Genomic DNA, 18,937 nt, shown 5'->3' with positions numbered 1-18,937 from the left:
CCGACATGGCGCCGCCAATTCTCAATCTCGACGGGATAAAGCTGACCTTTGGCGGCACGCCGCTGCTCGACGGTGCCGCCCTGACGGCCTCTGCTGGCGACAAGATCGCCCTGGTCGGCCGCAACGGCTCTGGCAAGTCGACGCTCCTCAAGATCGCCGCCGGGCTGATCGAACCGCAGGACGGCGAAGTCTTCCGCCAGCCTTCGGCGACCGTGCGCTACTTGCCGCAAATGCCCGACATGGACGGCTTTGCGACTGTCCGCGCCTATGTCGAGGCGGGGCTCGGGCCGGCCGACGATCCCTACCGCGCCACCTATCTGATGGAGCATCTCGGCCTGACCGGCGAGGAACGGCCGAACGATCTCTCCGGCGGCGAGGCGCGGCGCGCCGCCCTCGCCCGCGTCATGGCGCCGGAGCCCGACATTCTCCTCCTCGATGAGCCGACCAATCATCTTGACCTTTCGGTCATCGAATGGCTGGAGGAGGAGCTTGCCCGCACCTCCTCGGCACTGGTCGTCATCTCGCATGACCGCCGTTTTCTCGAACGCGTGTCGCGCGCCACAATCTGGCTCGACCGCGGCCAGACTCGCCGTCTCGACAAGGGCTTTGCCTATTTCGAGGAATGGCGCGACACGGTGCTGGAGGAGGAAGAGCGCGAGCAGCACAAGCTCGGCCGCCAGATCGTGCGTGAGGAGCACTGGCTGCGCTATGGCGTGACGGCAAGGCGCAAGCGCAACATGCGCCGGCTCGGTGAGTTGCAGATCATGCGCCAGCGCTTTCGCGGCCACCGCGGCGCCGAGGGTGCGGCGACGATGACAGCCAGCGACGCCGCCGAATCCGGCAAACTGGTGATCGAAGCCAAGAACATCGAGAAGAGCTTTGGCGATCTGACCGTGGTCAAGGGATTCTCGACCCGCATCCAGCGCGGCGATCGCGTCGGTCTGGTCGGGCCGAACGGCGCCGGCAAGACGACGCTGTTGAAGATGCTGACCGGCGAATTGAAGCCGGACGCGGGCACGGTGCGGCTCGGCACAAATCTGGAGATCGCCACGCTCGACCAGAAGCGCGAAGCCGTCGACCCGCAGGAGACATTGGCGCAGTATCTGACCGACGGGCGCGGCGAGAACCTCGTCATCAATGGCGAGCAGCGCCACGTCGTCTCTTACATGAAAGACTTCCTGTTCAAGCCGGAACAGGCGCGCACGCCGGTGCGCGAGCTTTCGGGCGGCGAGCGGGCACGGCTGATTCTCGCACGCGTTTTGGCGCGGCCGGCAAACCTGCTTGTGCTCGACGAGCCGACCAACGACCTCGACATGGAGACGCTGGAGCTGCTGCAGGAACTGGTCGCCGGTTTTGCCGGCACGGTGATCCTGGTCAGCCACGATCGCGATTTCCTCGACCGCACCGTGACCAGCATCATCGCGCCGGATAGCGACGGCCGCTGGATCGAATATGCCGGCGGCTATTCCGACATGCTTGGGCAGCGCGGCGGCACCAGGCTGGACGACCGCAGGGCGCGGCCAAAAGCAGAAGCCGGTGAAGCCACGGCGGCAAGCAGGAACGAAGCGGCCGCACCGAAGGGCCCGGCCAAGAAACTGTCGTTCAAGCAGAAATTCGCGCTGGAAACCTTACCCAAGAAGATCGAGGCGGTGTCGGCCTCGATCTCGCGGCTGGAGAACAACATCGCCGATCCGGCCTATTACGAGCGCGACCCGGCCTCGTTCCAGAAGACGATTGCCGCGCTCGACAAGGAGCGCGTCACACTGGCAGCGCTCGAGGAGGAATGGCTGGAACTCGAGATGCTAAGGGAAGAGATGGAGGGATGAGAGGTTGCATGCACGCTCATATGCGCCTACATTATGCGCATAAATGGGAGCGGCTGTATGCTGCAATCGAATCCAAAAACCCAAAGAAAGTCGGTTAATACATCGATCGACTCCCGATTGATCGAGGATGCCAAGGCGTTGGGCATCAATATATCCCGCGCTGCGGAAGAGGGCATCGCCAAGGCGATTTCGGCCGAAAAAAACCGCCGGTGGCAGGAGGAAAACAAGGAAGCGATCGACAGTTCGAATGACTATGTCAGGCGCAACGGCTTGCCTCTGGCCAAGCACCGGCTGTTTTGATGGCACGTTATGATTTCTACCAGAGTGCCGAAGGCGACGGTTACCTTCTCGATGTCCAATCCGACCTTCTGGGACGGCTCGACACGAAAGTCATCGTCCCGCTGATGCCAGCCAATAAGGCCCCAGTGCCGGGCCGCCGGCTAAACCCTATCTTCACCATCAACGGTAAGGACCATGTCATGGTCACTCAATTCCTGTCAGCCTTGATGACCTCTGAATTGCCCGTTGCCGAAGGAAATCTTTCTCGCCATCACGACGACATCGTGAGCGCGCTCGACATGCTGTTCCAAGGCTTCTGAGCCAGAGAGGCGTTGGGCTGGTGAGCCGGCCTCACCCCGCCGTCTTTGTCTGCCAGGCCTTTAGCGCCTCGTCGAACACCTTCTCGCCTGGAATGCCCTTTTCCATGGTGAGCAGCGCCCGCCGCCCGGTCTTGTAGACGACCGGCACGTCGATCCAGTCCTGGCCTCTGAGCAAGGTCAGATTGGCGTCTTCATCCGCCTTGGTATCGTTGAGCGCAACCAGGAAGAAACCGTCGGCGATCTTGGCCGGGATGCCGATCAGCGGGCTTCCGGCATCCTGCTCGGAGCCCTTCATGGCGACACGCAGGATGTTGTCCACGCCGCCGCCCTCGAAGCCGTCAGGCGTCAGGAAGATCATCTCGATAATATGGCTGGCCGGCAGCGTCTGGTCGGTGTTGCGACGGATCGTCATGCGCAACTGGATATCCTTGCCTGGAATGGTCGCCTCGGCGCGGATCGCCGGCTCGGGTGGCAGGTCGCCGCCGGGCGATTCCTGCACCAGCGACCAGACGATGTTGCCGGGCTCGGCCGAGCCTTGAGCGGTGCTGGTGCGCTCCTCGTAGAAGATCGCCTTCTGGCCGACGGCCAACGTGGCTTGCGGCGGAACTGCCGTTGGTGCCGCTGCCGGTGCGGGCGGCGGGGCGGCCGCTGCAGGCGCTGCTGCCCCGTTGGCGGGCGGCGTTGCGGGAGTTGGTGCAGCGGACCCATCGACTGCTGGAGCATTGGCCGTGGCTTGCGTGTCGGCGGGTGCGGCCGGTGCCGGCGCGGCGGGTGCCGGGGTGGTCGGCGCTTGTGCGGCCGATGGCGGCGTGGTCAGTGCAGCGACGGATTCGCCTTCGCCGATGCCCGCCTGCCCGGCCGCGGGGCCGGGATCGACTTCGTGGCCCTCGGGCGTCAGGCGCTGCGTGAACTTCGCGCCCTCGCCGGCCTCCGTCGGAGGCGCGGCGGCCGGTACGGCCGCATCGGCCTCCGGCTTGGGCGGGGCTGGTTTTACCAGCGGTTCGGTGGCGACGGCTTTGGTCGAGTCGAGGCCGAGCATGCTGCCGAACGCATCCTTGTTCAGCCAGATGCCATAGCCACCACCGGCAATGACGAGCAAGGCAATGGCGGCGGCGATCACACCGCCATAGCTGCGCCTGCGCTCGGCAGGATGGAGCCGCTGGAACCTGTCCTCCGCGGGGCCGCCGCCGTTGGAAAAGTCGTCGCCCCGAAAAACGCCGTCTTGGCCGTCAGCCGTCGGAAGATCCATATCGGACGGCGGCGGACCAGCGCGCTCCTGAGAAAGAGCGACGGGCTGCGGCTTTTGCCAGTTCGGCGCCGCCTTGGCGGGCGCGGGCTGCCAGGCCGGCCCGGTCTTTGCCGGCTCGGTCTTGGCCGGCTGCCATGCCGGCTCCGTCTTTGCTGGCTGTCGGATATGGCTGGACTGGTTCTTGTTGCGGTCGATGGAGGAGAAGATGTCCTCCAGTTCCGCCAGCGGGTCGGGTGGCGGCGCAGGCTTGGCATAGTCCCGCTCGACTTTGGCGATGGCGTCTTCCAGTGCACGCATCTGCCGGTCGACATCGGAAGGCGTCATCGTGGCCTTCTCTGCGAGTTGTTTCGCGATTGACGAACGGGCCCTGTCATAGACCCTGGCGCGCACTTCCGCCGACGGCTCACCGAGTTTGTCGAGCGCCTTTTTCAGAATAGGAACAAAATCTACCATACGTCAGTCGACCTGCATTTGTTTCTGGGCCGGCCCCCGCAAATCAGCCGCAATGCCCGGAAGGCTGAGAAACTAGTCTTGAAACGGATCGGTCACAAGTATCGTGTCGTCCCGTTCAGGGCTGGTGGAAAGGAGTGCGACCGGCGCGCCGATCAGCTCTTCGATGTAGCGGACGTACTTCACCGCCTGGGCCGGCAGGTCGTTCCAGCTGCGCGCGCCGGCAGTGGTGCCTTTCCACCCCTCCAGCGTCTCGTAGACCGGTTCGACGCGGGCCTGCGCACCCTGGCTGGCCGGCAGGTAATCGATCGCCTCGCCGTCGAGTCGGTAGCCGGTACAGACCTTGATCTCGTCCAGCCCATCGAGCACATCGAGCTTGGTCAGCGCAATGCCCTTGATGCCGTTGACGGCGACGGCCTGGCGGACCAGCACGGCATCGAACCAGCCGCAGCGCCGCTTGCGGCCGGTGACGACGCCGAATTCATGGCCGCGCGTGCCCAGGAACTCGCCGATCTCGTTCTTCTGTTCGGTTGGAAACGGGCCTTCGCCGACGCGCGTCGTATAGGCCTTGGTGATGCCGAGCACATAGCCGATGGCGCCCGGCCCGACACCCGACCCGGCGGCGGCCTGACCGGCAACCGTATTGGACGAGGTGACGAACGGATAGGTGCCGTGGTCGATGTCGAGCAACGTGCCTTGCGCGCCCTCGAACAGGATGCGCTCGCCGGCGCGGCGCTTGTCGTCGAGGATTTTCCAGACGCGGTCCATATAGGGCAGGATCTCGTCGGCCACCGAGATCAGCTCGCTCATGATCGCCTCATGCGTGACCTCGGCATGGCCGAGCCCGCGCCGCAGCGCATTGTGGTGCGTCAGCAGCCTGTCGACCTTCAAGGGCAGCGTTTCCAAATCCGCCAAATCCATCACCCTGACCGCGCGCCGGCCCACCTTGTCTTCATAGGCGGGACCGATGCCGCGACGGGTCGTGCCGATCTTCGTTCCGGAATTGGAAGCGGCGTCCTCGCGAAATCCGTCCAGCTCCCGGTGCAAGGACAGGATAAGCGCGGTGTTTTCGGCTATTTTCAGGCGGTCTGGCGTCACCTCGACGCCTTGCGCCTTCAATTTCGCAACCTCCGCGACGAAAGCGTGCGGATCGAAGACGACGCCGTTGCCGATGATGGAAAGCTTGCCTTGCCGCACCACGCCGGACGGCAGCAGCGACAGCTTGTAGACCTTGCCGTCGACGACCAGCGTGTGGCCGGCATTGTGGCCGCCCTGGAAGCGCACGACAACATCGGCGCGCTCCGACAGCCAGTCTACGATCTTGCCTTTGCCCTCATCGCCCCATTGCGAGCCGACGACCACCACATTGGCCATATTTCTTTTCCCTTGAGACGCCGCACGAGCAGCTTGAAACAATTCGAAACGATAGGCCTCTATCGCATCGGCCCCCAAAATCGGAATCGATTTTCGGAAAAGCACGACGCGAGATTAAAGCCTTCCGACGCGTACTTTGTAGCGTCCAATTGCACGCACGTCGCTCTATAGCGTCAAGACCCGGCGAGCGCGACCACTCTTTGCCGCCCAAAGCGCTCCGAGGCACAACAATTTTCGCCTTTGACATCATTTACTTGGGCTGGCGGTCGCAATAGGCCCACACCGACCGTCAAATTCCCTCTGCCTGGCCGGGAGTTCACGATGCATCGAGCCGCCTATCTGTTCCTGCTGTTCACCACCTTGCTGTGGGGCGGCAACTCCGTGGCGGGAAAGCTGGCGGTCGGTCATATCTCGCCGATGACGCTGGTCTTCCTGCGTTGGCTGCTGGCGGTTCTGATCCTGCTGCCGATCGGCTGGGGAACGCTACGCCAAGACTGGCCGGTGGTGCGCAGGCACTGGTTGCTGCTTGGCGGGCTCGGCGCTTGCGGCTTCGCCTTTTTCAATGCGATCTTCTACACGGCGCTCAACTACACGACGGCGATCAACGTCTCGATCGAGCAGGCGGCGATACCGATCGTGATCATCATCGCCAATTTCGTGCTGTTTCGCCTGCGGGTGAACCGGGTGCAGATAGCTGGCGTCGTGCTGACCATCATTGGCGTCGCGGTGACGGCGAGCCATGGCGACCTGCGCCAGCTTCTCAAGCTGGATCTCAACTTTGGCGACGCGATCATGTTGGTCGCCGTGCTTTGCTACTCCTTCTATTCGGTGGGGTTGCGGCTGAAGCCGGTCATCCGCTGGCAGAGCCTGATGCTGGCGCTGTCGGTTGCCGCACTCGTCACATCGCTGCCTTTCTTCCTGTGGGAGATTGCCGCCGGCAAGGTCATTGTCCCCGATGCCCGCGGCTGGGCGGTCGCGTTCTATACCGCCATCGGTGCTTCGGTCATCGCGCAGATCTTCTATATCAGGGGCAACGAGCTGATCGGCGCCAACCGGGCCGGCCTGTTCATCAATCTGGTGCCGATCTTCGGTACGCTGCTATCGGTGCTGATTGTCGGTGAGACATTCCAGCTCTATCAGGCGCTGGCTCTCGCGCTGGTGCTCGGTGGCATCAGCCTCGCCGAATACAGCGGACGGAAGATGGCGGCATCCGCTGCTGAATGAAGTCGCTTGCCGCGACGTTCCACCGCCCCGCGTGCTGCTGCACACGGGGCGACCGAATTTCAGGCTATCCCCACATCGAAATGCAGCCGCTTGGCGGAGTCGATCGACTTGTGCGAGCGCACCTGCGCCAACACGTTTTCCGGGAACGGCGCATCGAGATAGAGCAATGCGATGGCATCGCCGCCCGGCCGGTTGCGGCCGAGCTGGAAGTTGGCGATGTTGACGCCGTTCTCGCCGCACACCGTGCCGAGCAGACCGATGATGCCGGGCGCGTCGGCATTGGTCGTGTAGAGCATGTGCTGGCCGACCTCTGCGTCGAGATTGATGCCCTTGATCTGGATGAAGCGCGGCTTGCCGTCCGAGAAACAGGTGCCGGCGATCGAGCGCGTCCTGTGCTCGGTCTTAACCGTCAGCTTGATATAGCCGTCGAACACGCCCGACTTGTCACGCTTGACCTCGGCGACGATGATGCCGCGCTCCTTCACCATGATCGGCGCCGACACCATGTTGACGTCGGAGACCTGCGGCCGGATCAGCCCGGCAAGGGTGGCACTGATCAGCGCGCGCGTGTTCATCGTCGCGGTCGAGCCGTCGAACAGTATCTCGACCTCCTTGATCGGATCCTCGGTGACCTGTCCGACAAAGGCGCCGAGCACTTCGGCAAGCTTGACGAAAGGTTTCAGCCGCGGCGCCTCTTCGGCGGTGATCGACGGCATGTTGATGGCGTTGGAAACGGCGCCCTTGATCAAATAGTCGGACATCTGCTCGGCGACATGCAGGGCGACATTCTCCTGCGCTTCGGTGGTCGACGCGCCGAGATGCGGCGTCGCCACGACATTCTCCATGCCGAACAGTGCGTTGTTGTCCGCCGGTTCGACCTCGAACACGTCGATGCCGGCGCCGGCCACCTTGCCGCTCTTCAGCGCCGCGATCAGGTCGGCCTCGACGATCAGCCCGCCACGGGCGCAGTTGATGATACGCACGCCGTTCTTCATCTTGGCGATCGCCGCGGCGTCGATGATGTTGCGCGTCTTGTCGGTAAGCGGCGTGTGCAGCGTGATGAAGTCGGCGCGGGCGAACAGCTCGTCGAGCTCGACCTTTTCGACGCCGAGCTCCTCGGCGCGGCTGTCCGACAGGAATGGATCGAAGGCGATGACATGCATCTTCAGGCCGACGCCGCGCGTAGCGACGATCGAACCGATATTGCCGCAGCCGATGATGCCCAGCGTCTTGCCGGTGATCTCGACACCCATGAAGCGGTTCTTTTCCCATTTGCCGGCGTGGGTCGAGGCGTTGGCCTCCGGTATCTGGCGGGCCAGCGCGAAGATCATGGCGACGGCATGCTCGGCGGTGGTGATCGAATTGCCGAAGGGCGTGTTCATCACGATGATGCCCTTGCGGCTCGCCGCCGGGATGTCGACATTGTCGACGCCGATGCCGGCGCGGCCCACGACCTTCAGCCTGGTCGCGGCATTGATCAGCTTCTCCGTGACCTTTGTCGCCGAGCGGATGGCCAGCCCATCATACTGGCCGATCACTTCGAGCAGTTTTTCCTTGTCCTTGCCGAGATCCGGCAAATAGTCGACCTCGATGCCGCGATCCCTGAAGATCTGCACGGCGGTGGTGGAAAGTTTGTCTGAGACGAGAACGCGGGGCATTGGCTTGGTCCTTTGCGATTGGCGTCCCTCCCCCTTGAGGGGAGGGTCGGCGCGAAGCGCCGGGGTGGGGTCGTTGCGGCCGGATGCGGCCAAATCTTTTTCTTTCTGGATGGCGGATCGTTGAGCGGGTGGAGGCGACCCCACCCGGCCCTTCGGGCCACCCTCCCCTCGAGGGGGAGGGAGTCAGGCCGCCGCTTTGAGCGACGCCTTTTGCGCGGCAAAGGCCCAGTCGAGCCAGGGCAGCAGCGCTTCGAGGTCGGAGGTCTCGACTGTCGCGCCGCACCAGATGCGCAGGCCGGGCGGTGCATCGCGGTAGGCGCCGATGTCGTAGGCGACGCCTTCCTTGTCGAGCGCCGAGACAATTGCCTTGGCGAATGCAGCCTGTCCGTCGGCGTCGAGTGCAGCGACATCCGGATCGGTGAAGGAAAGGCAGACCGACGTGTTCGAACGCGTCGCCGGGTCTACGGCAAGATGGCCGAGCCAGGAAGATTTTCCGACAAAGCGATCGAGAACAGCGGCATTGGCATCCGCTCTGGTGACCAGCGCGTCGAGGCCGCCGATCGACTTCGCCCAGCGCAGCGCGTCGAGATAGTCCTCGACGCACAGCATCGACGGCGTGTTGATCGTCTCGCCCTTGAAGATGCCTTCGATCAGCTTGCCGCCCGAGGTGAGACGGAAGATCTTCGGCAGTGGCCAGGCCGGCTTGTAGCTTTCCAGGCGTTCCACGGCGCGCGGGCTGAGGATCAGCATTCCGTGCGCGCCCTCACCGCCCAGCACCTTCTGCCAGGAGAAGGTGACAACGTCGAGTTTCCTGAAATCGAGCTGTTGCGCAAAGGCCGCCGAAGTAGCGTCGCAGATGGTCAGGCCCTTGCGGGTGGCCGGGATGAAATCGCCGTTCGGCACGCGCACACCCGACGTCGTGCCATTCCAGGTGAAGACCACGTCGCGGTCGAAGTCGATTTTGGTCAGGTCCGGCAGTGCGCCGTAGTCCGCCTCTAACCTGCGAACATCGGCGAGCCTCAGCTGCTTGACCACATCGGTGACCCAGCCGGAGCCGAAGCTCTCCCAGGCGACCATGTCGACGCCGCGTTCGCCGAGCAGCGACCACAGCGCCATTTCGACCGCGCCGGTATCCGAGGCCGGCACGATGCCGATGCGGTAATCCGCCGGAACCTGGAGGATTTCCCGGCTCAGCTCGATCGCTTGTTCGAGCTTGGTCTTGCCGATCTTGGCGCGGTGCGAGCGCCCGAGCGCGGCATTTTTGAGCGCCTCGACCGACCAGCCGGGGCGTTTTGCACAGGGACCTGAGGAAAAATTGCGATTTGCCGGACGGAATCCGGGCTTCGTATGCGTGGTCATCGTGGTCTATCCTTCCAGATAGTGGCCCCTCGTTGGGGAGGGGTGGCCCACGGATGGCGATATGCGTTCAGGCTTTCGGCGTCAAGGGGAAAGTTTTTGTCGCTGTCAGGATATTGCCGGGGGCGAAACGCAAACGGCGGGCCTGCGACCCGCCATTGTCAACGCCTCGGCTTCGATCGAGCCTACCAGAGATCGTAGCGTAGTCCGACTTTGACTTGATGATTGTTGATCCCTTTGCGGATCGGAAAGGAAGTCAGGCTCTCGGCAGTCACATATTCGGCGTCTGGCGCGGAAAAATACTGATAGCCCAGATCGACTGAGACGTTCTTGGACACTTGGTACGCAAGCCCGGCATTCAGCGTGTAGGCGAAGGAGTACTGGGTCTTGTTGTCATGCCGGACGAAATCGTCGGTGGGGTCGGCGTTGTCGGTGAAGTAGCTCGCCGACAGGCGACGCTTGCTCTGCACGACACCGACACCGGCGCCGAGATAAGGTGTGATTCCGACATAGGTGCCAAGGTCGACATAGCCGTTGAGTATGCCTGAGAAGGCATAGTTCTTCAGGGTCGCCGATGCCACGGTCGTTCCGTCGTTATAGCCGACGTCGATCTTGTTGCCGGGAAGATAGCCGACATTGAGATCGGCGCGCAGATAGTCATTGAAATGGTAGCCGAAGCCGATGCTGGCGAAGATGGGATCTTCCTTTTCGTCGAAGCTCGCGGGCGTGAAGGCGAAATCCTTATCCTTGAAGCTCTTCTGCACCAGATAGGAGACATCGCCGCGCAGATACCATCCCGAGCCAACCTCGACCGGTACATAGTCGGGCGCCTGGTCGACATAGACCGGCGGATCGTAATCGGCGCCAAGCGCCGGCGTCAGCGGCATCAGGATGACTGCTGCAAGCGCCAGTGCTACAGGCGATTTGGATGTCATGGTCCTCGGCTCCCGAACTTGGCGCATTCGCGATCGCGCGCGCCGTTTCAGACAGCATTGTTAACCATAGTGGTTAAGTGCGGGTTAAGGATAACAAGGCGTTAGCAATTGATTTGATCCGTTTTCGCTCCTCGAGCTGGACGGTGTTACAGGGCAACGCAGCATCTTTAGGCAGCCAAACGAAACCGCCCGGCATCAGCCGGGCGGTCGACGAATTCCTCGATTTCGCAGCGACTACTTCGTGTAGACCGGCTCGGGTTCCGGGACGTAAGGCTCCGGCGGCGCGCAGTCCGACCTGCCGAACTGGTAGCGCAGGCCGCCGCGCACTTCGTGCACGTTGATGCCGCGGTCATAGCCCGGGCCGACATTGCTATCCGAAGCGTAGTCGAACATCTTGCCGCCATTGATGTGGCTGAAGCGGTAGCCGACGTCGAGTTTGACGCGGTCGGTCAGGCAGTAGGAGGCGCCCGCCATGGCAGCATAGGCAAAACGCCAGCCTTTGCCGCCGTGATGCTCGAACTCGCCGTCATCGTCGACGTTGTGGAGTGTATCCCACTTAACCCAGGCGCCGCCGATGCCGGCACCGACATAAGGCGTGACGCCATGCCAGGTGCCGATGTCGACATAGGCGTTGGCCAAGAGCAGCAGCGCCGAATAGGACGAGGTGTCGACGGATGTGCAAGGGGTTTGTAATACGCCGCAGAAGCCGTTGGTCGAGCCGCGGAATTTGGACTTGCTCATCCAGTCCAAGGTGAGATCGGTGCGGAAATGCTCGTCGATCTGGTAACCAACACCGCCGCCGGCCGAGAAGGCGCCATCCAGCTTGCCTGTATCGAACTTGCCGGGACTCTGGGGCGCCACACCGTAGGTGATGTAGTCGCCACCACGAAACTTCGACCAGTGATAGTCGATGTCGCCACGGATATACCAGCCGCCAAAGTCGGCCGGCTGCTCGTAGGCAACCGGTGGCGGCGCCTCCTCGACGACGGGCGGCTCGACGAAATCGGCGGCGAATGCCGGCCCGGCGCCGGCAAACAGCGCGGCCATGAGAGCCATTCTTGCTGTGTTGAACATGCTTATCACCCCTGAGAACCCTCGAACGGCGAACGCGCCCGAAATGTGATTGACTTCAGTTGTGGATAATGAATCGGAAAGGTTAAAAGGCGTTTAACCGTATTGATTAACCACGAATCTCTAAAAGTGGAGCAATCTGGCGACCGTTGCTGCAGGCGGAGCTGGCCGCGACCCAATAAAAAAGCCCGCCGGCAAGGCGGGCTTTTGAACCGATGTTGGAGGGAGATCAGGCGGCGCTGCGCGTTTCCGAAATGACCTCGACGATGTCGTTGACCACGGACTCGACAAGCTGCGGGTCGTCGCCCTCCGCCATGACGCGGATGAGCGGCTCCGTGCCGGATGGCCGGATGACCAGGCGCCCGGCCTTGCCGAGGCGATTGCGCGCATCTTCGATCGCCGCCTTGACCGGCGCCTCCTCCAGCGGCTTGCCGCCGGAAATATGCACATTCTTCAAAAGCTGCGGCACCGGCTCGAATTTCTTCGACAGTTCGCTGACCGGCCGGTTATGCCGCTTGATGCAGGCGAGCACCTGGAGCGCCGAGACGAGCCCGTCGCCGGTAGTCGAGAAATCGGACAGCACGATGTGGCCCGACTGTTCGCCGCCGACATTGAGCCCATGGGCACGCATGTGCTCGACGACATAGCGGTCACCGACCTTGGTGCGATGCAACTGCAGGTTCATGTCGCCGAGGAAGCGTTCGAGGCCGAGATTGGACATCACCGTCGAGACGACGCCGCCGCCGGCCAGCCGTCCGCTCTGGTGCCAGGATTCGGCGATCAGTGCCATGATCTGGTCGCCATCGACGATCGCGCCGTTTTCATCGACGATGACGACGCGGTCGGCATCGCCGTCGAGCGCAATGCCGATATCGGCGCGCACCTCGTGCACCTTCTTTTGCAGGCCGGCCGGATGAGTCGAGCCGCATTCCTTGTTGATGTTGAAGCCGTTGGGCTCGACATTGATGGCAACGACCTCGGCGCCGAGTTCCCACAGCGCGTCGGGCGCCACCTTGTAGGCGGCGCCATTGGCGCAATCGACGACGATGCGCAGGCCCGACAGCGACATCGAGCGCGGCAGCGTGCGCTTGGCGAATTCGATATAGCGGTCATGCACGCCGTCGACGCGTTTGGCGCGGCCGAGCCCATCGGAATCGGCGAGCGCCAGTTCGATATCCTTGTCGAGCATCCCCTCGATACGCTCCTCGATCTCATCGGACAGCTTGTAGCCATCGGGGCCGAACAGCTTGATGCCGTTGTCGTAATAGGGGTTGTGCGAGGCAGAGATCATCACTCCGATATCGGCGCGCAGCGAGCGCACCAGCATGGCAACAGCCGGCGTCGGAATCGGGCCGAGCAGGAAGACATCCATGCCGGCGGCGCACAGGCCGGATACCATCGCGTTCTCGATCATGTAGCCGGAAAGCCTGGTATCCTTGCCGAGCACGACGCGGTGGCGGTGGCTGCCGCGCTGGAAGGAGAGGCCGGCGGCCATGCCGACCCGCATGGCGACCTCCGCCGTCATTGGAAACTTGTTGGCTCGCCCACGAATGCCGTCCGTACCGAAATAATGTCCTGCCATGTTCGCCAGCTTCCCGATGGTTCTTTCCGAGCATCTCATGCCATAAAATGGCCCAAGCCCCGTCATCACATTGTATGATTATGGACGACCAATCCTTAGAAAATTATTGTTTTGTGTGTTTTGCGTCACGCTAGTGTGTTGATTTTCAAGTTCCGAGCCCTTGTTGCGGCAGCGACATCAGAAACGTCAACTCAAACCTCATCTGGATCCTTTGGTCTGTGGCAGTGTGGCCTTGAACCCGAATCCGCATCGTGCTGCTCCAGACAGCGGTAGGCTCAGGTCCGCCGCACCCGCCGATTTGACTGGCTGTCATGCGACGCAGTGTCCTCGCTGGGAACCAGCCATATGCGCGCTCTCCGTGCAATGCACCCGGACGAACTTGGCCGGGAGACGGTCCCGGCAACGAATTCATCACCTTAAAGAAAAGAATGCACTTCTAAATTTGTCTCTACGCTACTTAGCATCTGGCGCAACCAGCCGTTGAGCGCTATTGCTGCACTGGGACATATCATGAACCGCCGTAGGGAGAAAACGCATGCTCATCCACCGACTTGCCACTTTGACGGGTCTTGCCGTCGCGACCTTATTCCTGGCGGCGCCTGCCAACGCGCTGACCATGGCCGAGTGCAGCACCAAGTATAACGCGGCCAAGGATGCGGGAACGCTTGGCGGGCAGAACTGGAACCAGTTCCGCAAGGCCCAATGCGGCACCGATGCCACCGCCGCTACAACCGAACCCGCGCCAGCCAAAGCCACGGCCAAGGCCGCCGACACGACCAAGGCAGCCGCCGCCGACGATGCGGCGCCGGGCCTGACGGCGAAGGAGTGCAGCACCAAATACCAGGCCGCCAAGGCTGCCGGCACGCTCAACGGCATGAAATGGAACGATTTCCGCAAGACCCAGTGCGCCGCCGGCGCGACGGCAGCCGCACAACCCGCCGCCACGACCAAAGCAGCGGCGGCCAGCAGCGATGACGCGGCGCCTGGGCTGACGGCCAAGGAATGCAGCACCAAATACCAGGCCGCCAAGGCTGCCGGCACGCTCAACGGCATGAAATGGAACGACTTCCGCAAGAGTGAATGCGCCGCCGGCGCAACTGCAGCCGCACAGCCTGCCGCGGCACCTGCCAAGGCGACGACAGCCGCCGCGACCGATACCGGCAAAGGCCTCAGCATGGCGGATTGCAGCGCCAAATATCAGGCTGCCAAGGCCGGCAACACGCTGAATGGCATGAAGTGGAACGACTTCCGCAAGAGCCAATGCGGCGCCGGCGCAGCCGACGACGACACCCTGCCGGCTCCCGATGCCAAGTACACCGGCGATCCGCAACCGCCGACCATCACCGCCCCCCAGGGCGTGAAATTCCCGACGGCGATCTCCAAGAAGTATGCAACCGAGACCCCGGCCAAGGGCCGCATGCACACCTGCCTCGACCTCTACTACGCCAACAAGGACGCCAACACGCTGGGCGGCCTCAGGTGGATCCAGAAAGGCGGCGGCTTCTACAGCCTCTGCAACGCCAAGCTGAAGAGCTGACCGGCGCCACCATCCGACGACATGAGCCCGCGAGCCGCAAGGTTCGCGGGCTTTTTTTGCTGCCGAACACGTGCGAGGAGCGCCATCCGCGCGCAAGCGGCGCCGCTGCCAATCTGCCCCTCGTGGGGGAGATGTCCGGCAGGACAGAGGGGCACTGTCCAGGGCCCTGTCCCGCCGACATCGATGGTCGCCAGCACGCGCGACGCTTGGTCGAAAAGGAGCCTGAAATAAAAAACCCGCCTCGGCGGGCGGGTCATCAGCGCCAATTGGCACCATACCTAAATTAGTAGCATAGCTGCCGGCACAAAGCAAGAACAAAATGTGGCGCCGCCGGCAAAAAATGCGAGCTTCATTCTCCGGCGCGCTTTGTCGATCTTCCCGAAATCGTCAACGAGGAGGATAGAAGGCCCCGTTCCTTCGCGCCCCTCTCTGTCCTGCCGGACATCTCCCCCACGAGGGGGGAGATTGGCCGTTATCGTCACTTTCGCCAATTTCCAGCGATGCAGGAAGGGTCGCATTCCCCAAGAGAAAACGCCGCGGTTAGAGCCGCGGCGTTTCGAAGTCGATCTGTCCTGGGCCGGAGCCTAGCTTGATGGCTGGGGTTCCATGCCGCCTTCGGGCTCGGGGCCCTTCTTGCGGCGGCCGGACTTCGGCACGGCCGAGCCGCGGCTCGGCGGCGTGTCGTCGCCAAGGTCGCGCGCGGGCTTATTGCCGGCGATCAGCTGCTTGATCTCCTCGCCGGACAGCGTCTCGTATTCGAGCAGGCCCTGCGCCAGCGCGATCCATTCCTTCTTTTTCTTGGTCAGGATGGACCTTGCCGTCGAATAGGCCTCGTCGATCAGCCGGCGCACTTCGGCGTCGATGATCTGCGCCGTCTCTTCCGAGATGTTCTGCGTGCGCGCCACCGAATGGCCGAGGAACACCTCCTCCTGGTTGTCGCCATAGGCGACATGGCCGAGCTTGTCGGAGAAGCCCCAGCGCGTCACCATGGCACGCGCCAGCTTGGTCGCCTGCTCGATATCGGAGGAGGCGCCGGAGGTGATGTTCTCCTTGCCGAACTTGAACTCCTCGGCGACACGGCCGCCCATCATGATGGCGAGGCGCGAGATCATGTATTTGTAGCTCATCGAATAGCGGTCGCCTTCCGGCAGCTGCATGACCATGCCGAGTGCCCGGCCGCGCGGGATGATGGTTGCCTTGTGCAGCGGATCGGCCGACGGCACGTTGAGCGCCAGGATGGCATGGCCGGCCTCATGATAGGCGGTCAGCTCCTTCTCGGCCTGCGTCATCGCCGACGAGCGGCGCTCGGCGCCCATCATGATCTTGTCCTTGGCGTCCTCGAATTCGGCCATGGTGACGAGGCGCTTGTTGCGCCGCGCCGCCATCAGGGCGGATTCGTTGACCAGGTTCATCAGGTCGGCGCCGGAAAAGCCCGGCGTGCCGCGCGCGATCACCTTGAGGTCGACATTGGGCGCCAGCGGCACGTTGCGCACATGCACTTTCAGGATCTTCTCGCGGCCGACGATGTCGGGGTTCGGCACCACCACCTGGCGGTCGAAGCGGCCCGGCCTCAGCAGCGCCGGATCGAGCACGTCTGGCCGGTTGGTGGCGGCGATCAGGATGATGCTTTCGTTGGATTCGAAGCCATCCATCTCGACCAGCAGCTGGTTCAGCGTCTGCTCGCGTTCATCATTGCCGCCGCCGAGGCCGGCGCCGCGATGGCGGCCGACCGCGTCGATTTCGTCGATGAAGATGATGCAAGGCGCGTTCTTCTTGGCTTGGTCGAACATGTCGCGGACGCGGCTTGCGCCGACGCCGACGAACATCTCGACGAAGTCCGAGCCCGAAATGGTGAAGAACGGCACGTTGGCTTCACCCGCGACCGAGCGGGCGAGCAGCGTCTTGCCGGTTCCGGGAGGACCGACGAGCAGCACGCCGCGCGGGATCTTGCCGCCGAGCCGCTGGAATTTCTGCGGGTCGCGCAGGAACTCGACGATCTCTTCCAGATCTTCCTTGGCTTCGTCGACGCCGGCGACGTCCTGGAAGGTGACGCGGCCATGTGCTTCGGTCAAAAGCTTGGCCTTCGACTTGCCGAAGCCCATGGCGCGGCCGGAACCGGACTGCATCTGGCGCATGAAGAATATCCAGACGCCGAGGATGAGGATCATCGGCAGCCAGGAGATCAGGGTGCCGAACAGCGAATTGGAGCCGTCGGATTCAGGACGCGCATTGATGGTGACGTTCTTGTCCTGCAGCCGCGAAACCAGCGACGGGTCCCCAGGCGAATAGGTCTGGAAGCCGTTGGAACTGTCCGTGTAATTGCCGGAGATACGGGCGCCGGCGATGGTCACCGACTTGATCCGTCCCGCCGCGACTTCCTGCAGGAACTGCGAATAGGGAACATCGCTCGAGGCTCCACGCGTCTGGGGCGTCTGGAAAAGATTGAAGAGAGCGATGAGCAGGACCGCTATGATCGCCCAGAGCGCGAGGTTGCGATAATTCGGATTCATCAATTGTCCCGTTGGCGCCGCTGGGCGGACACGCGTCGTGAGAGGAAACTTGGCCCTAACATAGGGAGAGCGTTCCCCCTTGCCAAGCATAACAGCAGGTCTCGGTTAAGCATTCGCCCGTGGTAGGCCGGCACTGTGGCCACCGAATGGCGAGGCTGGAACCGGCGCCGCGCCAAGCAAGGCGGCGACGGCATCGGCCGGCGCCAGATCGAAGGACGGCAGGAAACGGGCGAAGGGCGCGACTGCCGGATATGCGGCGACAGCCGCCGGCATCGGGCCTTCCCCGAGCAAACCAAGGCATTCGCCGTCCCGCCAGAGCGCCGGCTCGGCGGCCAAGGCGGCACGTACAAGGCTTGCCGGCGTGCCATGCCCTTCAATTGCCCGCTTTGCGGCAAGAGCCGCCCCGAGCGGTGCTACCAACAGCGGCGCGATCAACAATGCACCTGAACTGTCGCCCAATGTGATCCGTCTGCGGCAGTCCCAAAGCGCATTGCCGGAAACCGCAACAGCGGGCGGCAGATCCCGCAATTCGCGGTGCAGAAAGATGCCCGTACGCCGGGCATCGATCACGGTCCGCGACAATGTGGCACAAAGCGGCCCGGTGCGGAACCGGCCGAAAAGGGCTTCGCTGCGGGCCTGGTCGGGAAGGAAGGCGGTGCCGCCGGTCGCCGCCAGCAGGATGCGCAGCGCATAAATGGCCGCCCGGCTGTCGGCGGCCGTCGCAAAATCCCGATCGAGGCGGACGAGGCCGGCGGCCGGCCTGGAGGCCAAGCTGCGGATCAGCATGGCCGCGCGATGTCCTAACTGCTCACGCTCGGCCGCCGCCTTTCTGGCCAGCGCTATCGCTTCAGCCACGCGAGGCGCACCATCGCCTTCGGCAAGTGCTGCGCGGACGCGCGGCCGCTCGAAAGCGGTGTCGGCATTGGTCGGATCTTCGATCCAGGCGACCTGTTCGCGTTGCAGCAATTCGCGCAGCTCAGCACGCCGCACGCCGAGCAGCGGCCGCACGATCCAGTGCCGCCAATCGTAGAGGGTTGCCGGCGCCATGCCGGCAAGGCCCCGCCCTTCGTCGCGCGGCCTCTCCTCACCTGGCCCGTCGTCACGTGCTTGCCGCATCAGCACGGTCTCGGCCTGGTCGTCGGCGGTGTGGCCGGTCAGGATCAGGCCGATGCCTGCCGCTTCGGCGGCCTCGGCGAGCAGCCGGTATCGGGCTTCGCGCGCGGCGGCGGGCAGGCCGGTCGATGGTTTGTGCCCCGACCAGCCGAGGATGCGATGGGCAATGCCGCGCGCCGCGCACAGCCTGGCCACGGCTTGCGCTTCCGCTGCCGCTTGCGGCCGCAATTGGTGATCGATCGTCACCGCCAGCAATTTCGTTGCCGGCGCGGTACGGTCGAGATGGGCTTTGAGGAGGAGGAGGAGGGCGGTCGAGTCGCTGCCGCCGGACACGGCGGCAACAGCGCCGTTGGAAAAGTCGATCTGCGAAAAATCCGAAAGGTCAGGCTCGGTGTCGAGCGTCATGCATGTCGTCCAAAAGTGGACCCGGTTTTGGGGCTACGACATGCAACA

General features: G+C 63.3%; 14 protein-coding genes. 5 read left to right on the top strand and 9 right to left on the bottom strand.

The window, feature by feature from the left end; all coding sequences use genetic code 11:
* The first annotated feature begins 5 nt into the window (after nucleotides 1-5).
* The 3 genes from NKI16_RS19345 to NKI16_RS19335 all read left to right on the top strand — a co-directional run bounded on the left by NKI16_RS19345 (nucleotide 6) and on the right by NKI16_RS19335 (nucleotide 2,425).
* On the top strand, nucleotides 6-1,826 hold the full coding sequence (locus NKI16_RS19345; RefSeq protein ID WP_023680564.1) for an ABC-F family ATP-binding cassette domain-containing protein: 1,821 nt from the start codon (nucleotides 6-8) through the stop codon (nucleotides 1,824-1,826).
* 117 nt (nucleotides 1,827-1,943) lie between these two features.
* Complete coding sequence (locus NKI16_RS19340; protein WP_023680565.1) at nucleotides 1,944-2,126, top strand: type II toxin-antitoxin system CcdA family antitoxin; 183 nt, start codon at nucleotides 1,944-1,946, stop codon at nucleotides 2,124-2,126.
* Nucleotides 2,126-2,425: a CcdB family protein gene (locus NKI16_RS19335; RefSeq protein WP_023680566.1), complete on the top strand. Its 300-nt coding sequence runs from the start codon at nucleotides 2,126-2,128 to the stop codon at nucleotides 2,423-2,425. Before NKI16_RS19340 ends, NKI16_RS19335 begins: the two co-directional genes overlap by 1 nt.
* 31 nt (nucleotides 2,426-2,456) lie before the next feature.
* Here NKI16_RS19335 and NKI16_RS19330 read toward each other — a convergent pair whose 3' ends face one another.
* Nucleotides 2,457-4,127 carry a hypothetical protein gene (locus tag NKI16_RS19330; RefSeq protein WP_352621497.1) on the bottom strand — a complete coding sequence of 557 codons (1,671 nt, stop codon included), beginning with the start codon at nucleotides 4,125-4,127 and terminating at the stop codon, nucleotides 2,457-2,459.
* A 72-nt stretch (nucleotides 4,128-4,199) separates the two neighbouring features.
* Nucleotides 4,200-5,498, bottom strand: coding sequence for an adenylosuccinate synthase (locus tag NKI16_RS19325; RefSeq protein WP_023680654.1), 1,299 nt, complete (start codon nucleotides 5,496-5,498; stop codon nucleotides 4,200-4,202).
* A gap of 321 nt (nucleotides 5,499-5,819) precedes the next feature.
* Here NKI16_RS19325 and NKI16_RS19320 point away from each other — a divergent pair, with 321 nt between their 5' ends.
* Entirely contained in the window at nucleotides 5,820-6,722 is a 903-nt protein-coding gene (locus NKI16_RS19320; protein WP_023680655.1) for a DMT family transporter, read from the top strand.
* Nucleotides 6,723-6,781: 59 nt separating this feature from the next.
* On the opposite strand, the gene serA is transcribed toward NKI16_RS19320, so the two are convergent.
* The 5 genes from serA to glmM all read right to left on the bottom strand — a co-directional run bounded on the left by serA (nucleotide 6,782) and on the right by glmM (nucleotide 13,324).
* Nucleotides 6,782-8,380 carry a phosphoglycerate dehydrogenase gene (gene serA, locus NKI16_RS19315; protein ID WP_023680656.1) on the bottom strand — a complete coding sequence of 533 codons (1,599 nt, stop codon included), beginning with the start codon at nucleotides 8,378-8,380 and terminating at the stop codon, nucleotides 6,782-6,784.
* A gap of 183 nt (nucleotides 8,381-8,563) precedes the next feature.
* Nucleotides 8,564-9,739, bottom strand: a complete 1,176-nt coding sequence (locus tag NKI16_RS19310) for a phosphoserine transaminase (protein WP_023680657.1) — start codon at nucleotides 9,737-9,739, stop codon at nucleotides 8,564-8,566.
* Between the two features lie 182 nt (nucleotides 9,740-9,921).
* Nucleotides 9,922-10,671, bottom strand: coding sequence for an outer membrane protein (locus NKI16_RS19305; protein WP_023680658.1), 750 nt, complete (start codon nucleotides 10,669-10,671; stop codon nucleotides 9,922-9,924).
* 234 nt (nucleotides 10,672-10,905) lie between these two features.
* Entirely contained in the window at nucleotides 10,906-11,745 is an 840-nt protein-coding gene (locus NKI16_RS19300) for an outer membrane protein (protein ID WP_023680659.1), read from the bottom strand.
* Between the two features lie 226 nt (nucleotides 11,746-11,971).
* A complete protein-coding gene (glmM, locus tag NKI16_RS19295) occupies nucleotides 11,972-13,324 on the bottom strand; it encodes a phosphoglucosamine mutase (RefSeq protein WP_031213285.1) in 1,353 nt (450 codons plus the stop codon).
* Nucleotides 13,325-14,198: 874 nt separating this feature from the next.
* Here glmM and NKI16_RS19290 point away from each other — a divergent pair.
* A complete protein-coding gene (locus NKI16_RS19290) occupies nucleotides 14,199-14,861 on the top strand; it encodes a hypothetical protein (RefSeq protein ID WP_352621115.1) in 663 nt (220 codons plus the stop codon).
* A gap of 584 nt (nucleotides 14,862-15,445) precedes the next feature.
* On the opposite strand, the gene ftsH is transcribed toward NKI16_RS19290, so the two are convergent.
* Nucleotides 15,446-17,371 carry an ATP-dependent zinc metalloprotease FtsH gene (gene ftsH / locus NKI16_RS19285; RefSeq protein ID WP_023677989.1) on the bottom strand — a complete coding sequence of 642 codons (1,926 nt, stop codon included), beginning with the start codon at nucleotides 17,369-17,371 and terminating at the stop codon, nucleotides 15,446-15,448.
* A gap of 105 nt (nucleotides 17,372-17,476) precedes the next feature.
* Nucleotides 17,477-18,889 (bottom strand): tRNA lysidine(34) synthetase TilS, encoded by a 1,413-nt coding sequence (tilS, locus tag NKI16_RS19280; protein WP_352621495.1) that lies wholly within the window; start codon nucleotides 18,887-18,889, stop codon nucleotides 17,477-17,479.
* Between the last annotated feature and the right edge of the window lie 48 nt (nucleotides 18,890-18,937).

Origin of the sequence: Mesorhizobium sp. M0698 (genome assembly GCF_040320455.1) — a bacterium.
GTDB lineage: Bacteria > Pseudomonadota > Alphaproteobacteria > Rhizobiales > Rhizobiaceae > Mesorhizobium.
Note: the sequence above shows the minus strand (reverse complement) of the source record. Positions and strands in the feature narration are given on the sequence as shown.